The organism is Enterococcus casseliflavus NBRC 100478, assembly GCF_001544095.1.
Classification (GTDB): domain Bacteria; phylum Bacillota; class Bacilli; order Lactobacillales; family Enterococcaceae; genus Enterococcus_D; species Enterococcus_D casseliflavus.
Genome location: NZ_BCPT01000008.1, coordinates 31,867 through 43,858, shown reverse-complemented (window position 1 = coordinate 43,858; position 11,992 = coordinate 31,867). Strand labels below are relative to the sequence as shown.

Genomic DNA, 11,992 nt, shown 5'->3' with positions numbered 1-11,992 from the left:
ATCTCATTTACTTACCCTTTCCGTTTTACAAAATACCCCCCTGCTAAACCAACGATCACCACTCCGATTGCGCCCATTAAATAGGTGCCGACACCACCAGTTGCTGGTAAGGTTCCTTTGCGGCGGTTAGGAACTTTTTCGGGCTCTCCCAATTGCTCTTTCGTTCCATAAGACGTTTCATGGACTTCAAAAGCGATGCGATTTGTTAGCAGCACGTAATTTTTCGGTGCTTTTACTTCTTCCAAATAGTACGTGCCAAATTTCAACCCGATGATATCAACCAATCCATCTGTACCTGTGGTAAATTTCGTCGCTTCATCCGCTGTTTGCACCCAAGATACCTGTTTGGTTCCCTCTTCGATTTTCAAGTAGTTGGTATCATCACGGTCTTGATCTCGTACAACAAAAACTGCATCTGCCAGCGCTTCGGTAGCGGTCACAGCCCCATCGACTTTTAAGAAGCGTTTGCCCCCTGTCAAAACTTCCACGCTTGGCGGTGTTTGATCCGTCATGAAATCTGTTTCTACATTTGCTTCATTCTTAAAGCCATTGATAGGCATAGCCTGTTCATTTAAATACATATAATACACAAAGCGCAATTGATTTCCCGGCGTTAATTGCGGCACAAATTCTGGATTGATGGTTACCGTAAAGCCATGCTCTTTTTCCGTTACTTGATAGTTCGTTGAATCGATTTTCTTTTCTCCATCATACAACGCATAGCCAGTTTCTCCCTCTGCTGTGTTTTCAAAAGTCAATGCTGGATCGTGCGCATCGATCAATTGGAAATGTTTGTATTTGTTTTCTGCTCCTACTTTGTCTTGGATACCTAATGGGATATTGACCGTTAGGTGATATTGAATTCTTTCGCCGATTCCCACGTCTTTGCCGTCTAATTGTGGTGTTGTTTTGGTAACATTTGTCGTGTCATTCTTGACTGTTAACTCAACCGTGACGTCATTGCCTGCTGCGATCGAAAAATCCTTGATGGTTTCTTGCTCGATCAAGGCGGCTTGACTTGGGGCTTTCGTTTCCTCTAATTGATAGGTGCCTGTTTCTAACTGCTCAACTTTTAACTGTCCTTTTTGGTTTTCATCAACATCGATGGTCGTTTCTCCAGCAGCATATTGTTTACCTGTTAAAAAGCGGTACGCTGCTTGTTTGTCAGTCGTCCACGTATAAAGTCCATCGGCTGCACTTAAAATATATTTCTTGGTCTGTTGGTTTCCTTCTTGCTTTGAGATAACAAATTCCGCATCATTCAGTGGTTCATTTTCCCCCGTTCCTCGTTTATTCACAAGGAGCGTTCCTTCATTTGTGACAGTATTTTTAGGATAAAGATGAATCGTGTCTAATTCTTCTTCCCCGTAAGCATACGACCCGTCTGCTTGTTGGATCATTTCGTACACAGGAAAGGCGATCACCATGTTCTCAGCAGTGGTAACACCGTCTTTAGGGTCTTCTACAATGGTGTAAACTGCATCCCGATCGGCTTGTTTTTTCGGCAATTCAAGAACCAAATCACCGGCTGCATCTGTTTTCCCGCTAGCTACAGGGGAACCAGGCGTCAAGGTTTGGACTTGACGTTTGGCTTCTTCAACGGAAGCCCCTGCAGATCGTTTTTCATAAAATGCTGTGGTCACATCATAGACAGAAAAAGTGACATCGGCTAAGCCTTGGTATTGATCAAACTCTGCCGTCTCAGTCCCACTATTTTGAATCAATGAACCTGGCAGATTGACCATTTTCTTTTTATGCAGATGGACCTGTGCCAAATTGCTCTCTGCGGATACTTGCTGATTTTTCGTTCCAAAAAAGACAAATGGCAGAAGTAAAAATAGGAGACAAACCATTTTCGTATGATTAAAAATCTTTTTCATTGTTCTTTCCTCTCTTCTAATTTTTTTTTCGTTTTTCATTCGCTAATGGAAAAATTACTTTAATGAAGGCTTATCTTTGCGCTTAACGTACAAATAGCTACTAGCTAAAAGGACTAGCAGACCTGCTGAAAGAATCGCCAGCCACCCTTGCCAATTCCCTCCTGTTTCAGGAAGAGACACTTTCACTTGATTGGTGACGATCAATTCTATTTGATTGTTCTTTTCTCCAGAAACAAGAAGATTCGGCTGCAATTTTTCGTCAATCAAGACACTGCCATCCTCTTCGATCCTGATTTTCACAGGTGCTGTTAAACCAGCATAGCCTGTAGGCGTAACAATTTCTTCTAAGGTATAGCTGCCTGGTGTTAGATCATGGAAATGAAATACCGCTAGCGATTCTTGGGATTCTGGTAATTCTATCGTCTGACCGTTTCCGCTTAAGCGGAATTTGGCTCCCTCTAGCGCTTGTCCCAGTTCATCCTGTTTATTGACAACCAAATCAAAAGGTTTTAACTGATTGCCATGGGTAAGAGTCCAACAGTTGGCAGCTGCAGCGACGTTTTCCCCTTGATACTGGATCTTTCCGTCTGAACCAACGACAAACTCATAATCACCAGCAATCGTATCGTATCCAAGCGGACCGGCTGTTTCTGAGATGCGATAAGCGCCCGGCTCAAGGATCGTAAATTCAGCCATCCCCACATCATTCGATGTTTCTGAGGCAATTTCTTGATAATCCCCCGCTGCTGTTTTTTGTTGCAGAGAAAAGACAGCCCCAGCTAACAGTACTTGCTGCTCTTTTTGTACCGTATATTTTCGAATAGCAACTGGAATTTCTGTAAACGGATTGGTGATCTCCAGCGTAATCGTATGATCGTCCACTGTGACGGGTTGCCCATCGATCGTCGTATTCCCTTGCGCATCGATATGAATTAGCCACTCTGTCTGCTTAGACAAATGATGTCCCGCCGGTGCAGTGACTTCCTCCAAACGATAGGTCTGATCTTTTTGCAACACAATATCTGCTGGCAGCCCATACGTTCCATCCCCTTGATCCACAAGGGTCACTGTCTCCCCTGCCCCCGTTAATTCAAAAATGGCACCTGTCAGCTTCACCTCTCCTACAGCGGATTTTTTGATCAGGTTTAATGCCAAGGGCACAAACGCCTTTGTGTTTTTCCATGTATAAGCGTCCACTTTTGTCGCTTCATAACCTGCCACTGCTCGTTCATTTGTGACTTGATAATCAAAAGTTTCTCCTTGATTGTTATACAGCGGCAGTAAACGGGTTTCTTCGTACTCCGTCCCATCCTTTTCAGAAAGCGCGTAAACCTTGCTTCGTTCCCAAGTTGTCTGATCTTGGGCATCGGTCTCAGTAAGTTTGAGATACCCTGTTTGCCAGCTATTCTCATTGCTGACAGGACTCCTGCTTATTTCAAAATAGATCGTTTCGGGACGACTGGAGGTATCGCCATCGTATTCTTCCCAGTGCTTTTTGATCGTCACCTCCTTCCCAGGTGCTTTGGCGGATGGCACACCAAACAATGCCTTTTGATCGGACTGATGATTCGGATAAAATACCGTTTCGCCATTCATTTGATACCAAGTATCTGGTTTAAAATCCGCTGCTTCTGTTTGAATCCGCACTTGATAATGAATTTGCAGTTCTTGCCCTTCGCCTAAATAAAGACCTGAAGCATGGATTGTATTGTCAGACATCGAAATGTCAGGCTGCACCGTTAGAGCAGCAGACCCGACACTTTTGACGGACAAGCTATTTTCTTCGTAGACAAATGGCTGCGAAATGGGGTCAGTAATCTCGCCATCGGTGACTGTTGCCGCAATGTGAAGGGCTTTTTTCTCGAGATAGTCGGCAATATCCGCTGCTTCATTGGCTGACTCATAATAAAGATGGCCGTCTTCATCAGCAGAAACCATCTGTCTCATTTTTTTCTCGACATCGGCCTTTGTATACCCAGCGGTTTGATCTCCTTGCAGTTGAATCCCCAACCCATGAATCTCGATGCCGCGTTCTTTTAACGCCATCGCTTCACCAATCGTGGCGATAAAGGTATTGTTGATCCATTTATAATTGTTCTGTTGATCAAACGCAAAATAGCCATTGTAGAGAAACGATGTATTCATCGGCTGGTCTTGAGTAAGAGAAAAGGCGGTTCCATAATAACTGCCGTCTGCCTGGGTATGCACTTTAGACACATGATAACTGTAAGTCGGTACACCATCTGTTAGCAAAACGATGACTTTCTTATGTCCATTTTGCGTCGATAGCATATCCCCTGCTTGGCGCAGCCCTCTTTGGGTAAAGGTCCCCCCCGCTGCTGTTTCTGGCGTCATCGTTCGGATCGTCTCTTTGACTTCAGAAAATTTTCCTAATTGGCAGGTTTTGTTTTGGTAATTGCTGCCATCACTGGAATAACCGACATAGCCCATGTAGACACTATCCTGAATACCGCTTCCTTCAATTTGATTCAAAAAGCGATCCACGCCTTTTTTCACTTCTGCGATCCGTCCCATCTCATTCATACTGCCTGACCAGTCCACTACCAACACGACATCGATAGGATCAATTTGACGTTGAACATTCCCTCGTACATTTAGGTAAACATCAAATAGTCCCGGGGTATTCGTCTCTTTGGCAAATTTTCGTAGCGCGAAATCTGCTTCGTCTCCTACACCACCATATTCAATATATGAATGGGTCAAATTTGCTGGATCGCCATTCCATGTAGTTATGCCGTCCCACGTTTCGCCTGCATCCTTGTTCCCCTGATGATTTAAGACGTTGCTCTTTTCATCGGTTTTCCAGTTCGCCGCAGGATACGTCCCGCTTTGGTCTGTCGTATAATCTGGTTCAATCGAAGCAAAAGTCTGTGAAACGCTCGTTTTTTGATAAAGACGTTCTTGTTTAAATGGTTCAGTGAGCGTTTCCTCTTCAGAAGCACTTGTCGCCGTTCCTGTCTCATTTGTCTCTTCCTTCGTTTCTTCGTTCGAAACTTCTTTTGAGCCTTCATTCGACGCTTGCTCCGAGGTCGACTCACTCACGGCTTCTGAAGAGGATCCAGTGCCAGAATTGACTTCTGATGTTTCTGAAGAAGCAGAATTTGTGGCAAGTGGGATTTCAAAAACTGATTCATTCGAAGACAGTATGTTGTACGATACTTCACCTTCCTTGTCATATTCTTCGATCTGAATCATCATTTTTAGCTTTTTCGTTTCTTCAGGCAGCTGAAAGATTAGTTCTTGTTCCGTTGGTGTTTGCAAGAAATCTTGGGTTGTAAGCCAAGACTGTGCGGAATCATCCTTGACTTGAGTCATCTCTTCATTGCTTGTTTTTAATAACAACTGTTCCTTCGTTTCATCGATCGCGTATAGTTGTACCCAGAGACGCTGCTGTTTGTTTTTTTGTGGTAGCTGATAGCATAAAGAAAATTGAGTGCCCTCTTGGTGACCAGTCAGCTTGACTTGCTTCGTTTCAGCAATAGTGATCGTGTTTTCTTCTTGTGCACTTGCTGTCCCGTTTATTTGCAAACTCGAATAAATGAAAAATAATATCCCCCCTAACATACAGAAAATGAAAGAGAACCAGTGGTGTCTCTTTGTCAAAAACATAAAAAGACCTCCTTTCAAAGAATCAAAAATTACAAGCTGATCATACAAGAAAGAAGCAAAAGACACCTCTTTTTTTTATTTTCTGAAAAATAGAACTAATTGGCACACCTGTAGTTATTCATAATGAAAAAAAGCTGGTTATTTTAAAGTTAATTCATTATCGATATGTTATTTAATAATGTAAAAAAACTATTGTTTTTCACCTGCGATTTCTATTTTTGTTCTTTATGAGACAGTTCTATGAAAAATTTGTCTCAATTTTTCTAAAAAAAAGCAAAAGTTTTGAGACGTGTCTTTACACCGTTATATAAATAAGTTATTAATAAAATAAGAAGGTGATCATTTGATTGAAAAAATACTCTTAGATACCCGAGCGTTAGACAAAATCGGACTCTACGGAAAACTATTATCAATTGCTCCGGGTGAATACAACCTAGAGTTCGTGAAAAATCTGACCCACTTAAGTGCAACACGATTGAAAAGTTTACTTTCCTCGATCCAAATCGACTTGCAAAATCTCTCCCCAGTGAATCTTTCATTACATAAAAACACCCTGAATCTTCCTAAAAATTTGATTGAATACAACCAATATCAGCAATTTTTAGCGCAAGAAAGTATTTCTTACAAATTATTGTTAAGCATCTTGACCAATCAAGATGAAAGTTTACTGGCATTTTGCCAAAGAAACTATATCAGTCGTTCGACTTGCTTTCGGCAAACAAAGAAGCTGCAAGACCATTTGAAAGAATTCAACGTGACGTTAAATCAGTCCGCTATGGCACTTACAGGTTCGGAGATGGTGATTCGCATCTTATTGTTTAATTTTATCTGGCACATTTCTTTAGGAGATAGTTTGGCGAAGGCATTTGATCAAGAGATCGAAGAACTTTTTGTGACTTACGAAGGAACGAAGTACAAAAGCAAGTATGAGATTGGCAAAAAAGAAGCCTTGCTTCATTGCAAAATCTGTCTATTTCGTATCAAGAATGGCCACGCGACAAATCTTTATCAGTTAACGAACCAGTCCTTTATTCCCAGTGGTGAAAATCTTGATTTCTTTTCAGCGTTTTTTGAAATCATTGATTCAGCTATAGATATTCTTGAGATCAATGCTTTGTTTTTCCTTTTTTATTACTGGCCAATGCTAACTTCAGCGGCAGACGTGCGCCTTCCGATCATTCAAGACTGTTACAAGCATGAAAAATCGGAGTTAAAGGAACTGATGGCTGAATTTGAAGCACACTGCCAAAAATTTCTCTGTGATTTTGATTTCGACCAACAATCGTTTCTTTATATGAATACATATCTTACATTGCTGAAGTTCTGCATATTCAAGCAAAAAGTTCCTCTTTTAAATTTTTTTGAAGCTACTATAATCAAAGATAAGTACCCATTACATACGATTTTGACAAATACGATTCAGAGCTTTTGGCGTAAAATAGCAAACCGCAAAGGCTACGAGTGGTTAAAAGCCTGTTATACGGATCTTGCTTTTTATCAAGCGTGTTTGCTTTACCCCATTTACATCGAAAAGGAACAGAAATATAAGCTTAAAGTTGCTTTTGTCTATGTATCCAATTACTTGGTCTCAATGGAAGTGTTTAATATATGTGAACGATTGCCCTATGTTGAAATTGAACGGATCACGCTGCCAACAGAGGAACCTTTTGACTTTTATATTCTGAGTTCCCCACAGCTTTTACCTCCTTTTACAACTGAGGAAAACACGGCGATCATTGATTTTTGCCGTTACCGTGATTTTGAAACGAATTTGTGTCAGAAACTTTTGGCTGCTTTTAATGAAAAAATAAAAAGAATAACTGCCAATAGCGCCTAAGTCCACCCTTTTCTCGATACAAACCACATCCTTTTGAAAAAGGATCATTGCTATACAAAATCCCCCCTTGGAATCAACAGATGATTCCAAGGGGGGATGTTTAGTTAGGAACATTCTATTTTTCTCAGTCTAAATCAGCCGAATATGAGTCAATGGATAATAAACAAAGCGGGCATTGCCTAAAATCGCATCGCCTGATATAGGACCAAAGGAGCGGCTATCTTTAGAGGCACGTCGATTATCACCAATGACAAAATAACTGTCTTTGCCTAATTTCTCAACGCCCAATAAAGATTCCAAATCAAAATCATTGGTATAAGAGGCAGACTCATGATCGTTGCTGCGGTTTTTCACTAGAAAATCTTCATCTACCGGTTCATCATCAATGTAAAGCTGATCATTGACATATTTCACCGACTCACCCGGCAAGCCAATCACCCGCTTGATATAGGTCGAACCATCTGGCAGCTGGAAAACAACGACATCAAAACGCTGGATCGGTGAAATCTTTTCGATGACTACCATATCTCCTTGTTGCAACGTTCCTTCCATGGAGTTCCCTTCAACAGGAACCGGAATCAGTAAAAATGCCCGAATCAAGAAGGCTGTTGCAAAGGCGATCAAGGCATATTTTACGACTAGCCAAAAACGATCGATCCACTGTTTCTTGGCATTCACAAATCTACCTCCTCTCCGATTTATTCCTTACTTATTTTTCTGAAAGCAAGGACAGTGCTTTTAAGTACGCTGGGTCCTCTGCTTTGAGTTTTTCTGCTACTTCTTTTTCAATTGCTTGGGCAGTGTCGGCATCGACTTCACCAGTTGCCTTTAGGTCATGAGCTTCTTGGAAGGCTTTCACAGCTGCAGTCGTCTCGTCATTGAAGGTATCGCCGCTCGTGGCATACCCTAACGCTTCAAGAAATTGATTCAGATTGTTGACAGCCGTTGACGATTGTCCAGCTTTTAAGGCATTATCACGAGGTAATGGCGGGAAATACGCATATTCTGGATAATCCTCTTCATAGTCTGGCATCACACCTTGATCGTTGACCCAATTTTCATTCGGTGTCAGCCATTTCATGACCGTCATTTTTAATTCACTATTATCCCCCAAATCCTTCACATTTTGAACGGTCCCCTTACCAAAGGTTTCCGTACCAACGACTGGGATATCCGCTGATTCTTGCAAGGCTGCGGCAAAAATCTCAGCTGCGGAGGCACTGCCGCCGTCGACTAAAACAACGACTGGCTCTGTGACTTTGAATCCTTCATCCAATGCTTCGCTCGCTTTGGTCTCACTGACAACCCCTTGATTGTTGGCAAACTTCACGATCGTTTGGCCGTTTTCTAAAAACATACTTGCCATGATCTGGACTTGATCCAGCAATCCACCAGGATTTTGTCTTAGATCAAGAACAAACGACTTCGCACCGTCTTCCCGCAACTCGGTGATTGTTTCTTTCAACTCAGCTGCTGTGTTTTCGGCAAAGGAGGTAATATCAATTCGACCGATCGTATCATCATTTTCAACCAGTTCACCATGGACCGTTTCGATTGGGATCACGTCCCGAGTGATTTCCACATCAAAGGTATCTGCTCCACGCTGAATCGTTAACGTCACCTGCGTGCCTTTTTCCCCTCGAATCTTACTCACGACTTCAGACAATTCCTGACCTTGCGTATCTTCCCCATCAACTTTGACGATTCGATCATTCATGCGCAGACCACTTTTTTCTGCAGGGGTGTTTTTGATTGGCGCTTGTGCGACCTCGGGATAGTCTTCCACGATCGACAAAGTAGCACCGATCCCTTCAAAACTTCCTGAGAGGGACTGATCCAAGTTATCCGCATCTGATTGGTTCAGATACGTCGTGTAAGGATCGTCAAGCGCATCGGTCATCCCTTGAAGAGCACCCTCGATCAATGCATCCTCATCGACTTCTTGGTAATAATTCGCAAGAATCTGGTCATACAACGACTGGATTTTCTCCATCCCGCTGGCTTCTGTCGTCGTTTCTGTCGCCGGTTGTGTCGTCTGCTGATTTTGCTGGGCTGTTTGCCATAAGTAGACACCGCCTCCCGACAAAATCGCGACACAGACAAGAGAAACGATATATCGGCTTGTCGTTACATTTTTCATTCACAACACCTCTCTGAGAAAAAACAACTTCGTTCTGAGCATTTGTGCAGGCAAAACGAAGGACGTTTTTATTTGTTATTTTCGAGATACTCTGCCCAGATACGATCAAAAATATCCATGGATGGCAAATAATCAACGTTTAGTTCCAGATAAGAAGAGACTTCATCATAATCATCACTGTGCTTTGGAAACTGAATATCATGACTCGCATGAGTGGCAAAGATCTGAGCCTCATCTGTATGACTCGGACCTTTGACTGCCATTAAATAGCTATAAAAACTTTTACGCATGTTCTTGCTCCCAATGATCTTCTAAAAAGGCTGCTCGACGGGCATGATTGCGAGCAAAATTTTCAGGATTCTTTTTGTAGTACTCTTGATGTTCTTCTTCAGCTAAATAAAAGGGTTGCGCTGGTTCGATCGTAGTCACGATCGGATCGATAAAGCGACCGGAAGCCTGAAGTGCTGCTTTGCTGGCTTCGGCTTTTTTTCGCTGCTCTTCGTTAAAATAGAAGATAACCGGACGATAATTGTCGCCGCGATCTTCAAATTGGCCAAAAGCATCGGTTGGATCTGTTTGCTGCCAATAAATCGTCAAGAGCTCCTCATAACTGATTTTTTCTGGGTCGAAAATGATTTCTACTGCTTCAGTATGCCCTGTTTGATGGCTTTTGACTTCTTCATAGGTTGGATTTTCGGTATGTCCTGCGGTATAGCCAGAAAAAATCGAATGCACCCCTTCGAGTTCATCAAAGGGCTGGATCATACACCAGAAACACCCACCTGCAAAAATTGCTCGTTCCATTATTCATCCTCCGTTTCAGCTGGTAAATATAAGCTCATTTGAATTTCATCATCTACAAGATTGATTTTGTTTGCCTTGATGAACAATCCGTTTTGCATGCGGAATTGATCCAATCGTATCAGTATAATTTGTTCATCGGCATTGACATCGATCCATTCGGGAAATTTAAAACTACGTTTGATCATTTTCATTACTTCACTGGTGGGCAAATCCAAGGTGCCAATCGATAAACTTTTGGCTTTTAATTGGACATTGCCTTCTTCTGTCACATAAGGATCAAAATAGAGATAAAACGTGATAGGAAACCCTAATACTTGAAACTCGCCTGTTAAGAGTGCTTCGTTTCTCAGCTCAAAATTATATTTTACCTCTTGATCCTTTTGAAAATCAGATAGATAAAAATCAATCAATTGATTGACTTGGCTTTTGTTGCTGTTAACGGTCAGAACAGGACTGCCCTCCCGTTGAACAAGTTCAGCACTTTCATTTAAGCCAGTTTCTCGCTGCTGAAAAATTCTTGAAGCAAAGAAAACCGTTGTCCCCAATAGGATGCCGACCAGAACTAGAAAAGCAATTTTCCAGTAGTTGATCGATTTTTTAGTGCTTGCAGCTGTTTTTTCCGGCTGCTTCTTTGATTCGCTTGGTTTCATTTTGCTTCCTCCTCTAGCAACCAATAGTTTTGTGTTTTGATCACTTCATCGCGAACGGCATTCGCCATCAGTTGATACCCAAGATTATTGGGATGGAAGCGATCGCCTTCATACAAAACATTGTTGGTGATATTATTCCCGACAGCTTGCGATGAGTCGGTAGTCGCCGACGTGCTGCTTTGTGTCTCATCAGCATTTGGCGCCGATGACTCAGGTAAACTTCCAGTGTCGGTTGTTTGTGTTGTTTCCTCAGTTGCGTCTTCTTCTGTATCCGCAATACCGACCTCATCACTTAACCCTTTATAGAGCAAATCGTTGATAGGAATAAAAAAGGCATTTTCTTGCTGATTGACGAACGTTTCCGTCTGTTTATTCCAGTTATCAATGATCGTCTGCATGTCGGTGATCTCTGGAAAGTTCAGATAAAATGGATTGTAAATACCCAAAACATAGATTGGGGCATCGCTATTTAGTTCACGGATTTGAGCGAATAAATCTTTTAAGCGTTCATTATATTCTGCCATCGGTTCCGTAAACGTCTCGATACTCAGACCGAAGAAATTGCTTTGGATCACTTTTAAGACGTCATTTCCGCCGACGGTCAAAGTAATCAGGTCCGCTTGACTAAGGTCTTGGCGCAAGTCTTCATCATTTTTGACTCGTTTTAAAATCTGGTCGCTTCGTTCACCAGCGACCCCATAATTTTTGGTTACTAAATTGCTCAGATCATAGCGGTCCTCTAGATCTCCTGCCAAAATAGGCACAAAGCCGCCCCGAGCTGTTTCATCTCCAACACCCTCTGTCAATGAATCCCCAAGTGCGAGGTATTCAATGGCGGATTTTTTCGAATCATTGGCTGCTAGCTTATCCACAGGGGTCAGCAGTGGTTGCGCTTTGGGAATAGCTAAATGAAACAGTACACCCGTTCCAACGGCTATCAGTCCCACAACGATCAAATAAGTTACTAATTTCTTCCATTTCACAGGTATTCAAACTCCTTTGTAATCTTTGCTATTTTAACAAAATTCTCATAAAATTCCTAGTCGCAATC

General features: G+C 42.1%; 9 protein-coding genes. 1 reads left to right on the top strand and 8 read right to left on the bottom strand.

Annotated elements, in window-relative coordinates; genetic code table 11:
• Positions 1–11: 11 nt before the first annotated feature.
• Both ECA1_RS08335 and ECA1_RS08330 read right to left on the bottom strand, forming a co-directional pair.
• Positions 12–1,880, bottom strand: a complete 1,869-nt coding sequence (locus tag ECA1_RS08335; protein WP_060792214.1) for a SpaH/EbpB family LPXTG-anchored major pilin — start codon at positions 1,878–1,880, stop codon at positions 12–14.
• A gap of 54 nt (positions 1,881–1,934) precedes the next feature.
• Positions 1,935–5,510, bottom strand: coding sequence for a SpaA isopeptide-forming pilin-related protein (locus ECA1_RS08330; protein ID WP_060792213.1), 3,576 nt, complete (start codon positions 5,508–5,510; stop codon positions 1,935–1,937).
• A 343-nt stretch (positions 5,511–5,853) separates the two neighbouring features.
• On the opposite strand from ECA1_RS08330, the gene ECA1_RS08325 reads away from it, so the two are divergent.
• Complete coding sequence (locus ECA1_RS08325) at positions 5,854–7,347, top strand: helix-turn-helix domain-containing protein (RefSeq protein ID WP_060792212.1); 1,494 nt, start codon at positions 5,854–5,856, stop codon at positions 7,345–7,347.
• Between the two features lie 129 nt (positions 7,348–7,476).
• Here ECA1_RS08325 and lepB read toward each other — a convergent pair whose 3' ends face one another.
• The 6 genes from lepB to ECA1_RS08295 all read right to left on the bottom strand — a co-directional run bounded on the left by lepB (position 7,477) and on the right by ECA1_RS08295 (position 11,924).
• Positions 7,477–8,025 carry a signal peptidase I gene (gene lepB / locus ECA1_RS08320; protein ID WP_005229602.1) on the bottom strand — a complete coding sequence of 183 codons (549 nt, stop codon included), beginning with the start codon at positions 8,023–8,025 and terminating at the stop codon, positions 7,477–7,479.
• Positions 8,026–8,056: 31 nt separating this feature from the next.
• Complete coding sequence (locus tag ECA1_RS08315) at positions 8,057–9,487, bottom strand: S41 family peptidase (protein ID WP_060792211.1); 1,431 nt, start codon at positions 9,485–9,487, stop codon at positions 8,057–8,059.
• Positions 9,488–9,555: 68 nt separating this feature from the next.
• Entirely contained in the window at positions 9,556–9,777 is a 222-nt protein-coding gene (locus tag ECA1_RS08310) for a YozE family protein (RefSeq protein WP_005229600.1), read from the bottom strand.
• Positions 9,770–10,291 carry a peptide-methionine (S)-S-oxide reductase MsrA gene (gene msrA, locus ECA1_RS08305; RefSeq protein ID WP_060792210.1) on the bottom strand — a complete coding sequence of 174 codons (522 nt, stop codon included), beginning with the start codon at positions 10,289–10,291 and terminating at the stop codon, positions 9,770–9,772. The genes ECA1_RS08310 and msrA overlap by 8 nt, the downstream gene beginning before the upstream one ends.
• Positions 10,291–10,941, bottom strand: a complete 651-nt coding sequence (locus ECA1_RS08300; protein WP_016610785.1) for a YpmS family protein — start codon at positions 10,939–10,941, stop codon at positions 10,291–10,293. Before ECA1_RS08300 ends, msrA begins: the two co-directional genes overlap by 1 nt.
• Positions 10,938–11,924: an SGNH/GDSL hydrolase family protein gene (locus tag ECA1_RS08295; RefSeq protein WP_060792209.1), complete on the bottom strand. Its 987-nt coding sequence runs from the start codon at positions 11,922–11,924 to the stop codon at positions 10,938–10,940. Before ECA1_RS08295 ends, ECA1_RS08300 begins: the two co-directional genes overlap by 4 nt.
• Positions 11,925–11,992 lie beyond the last annotated feature (68 nt).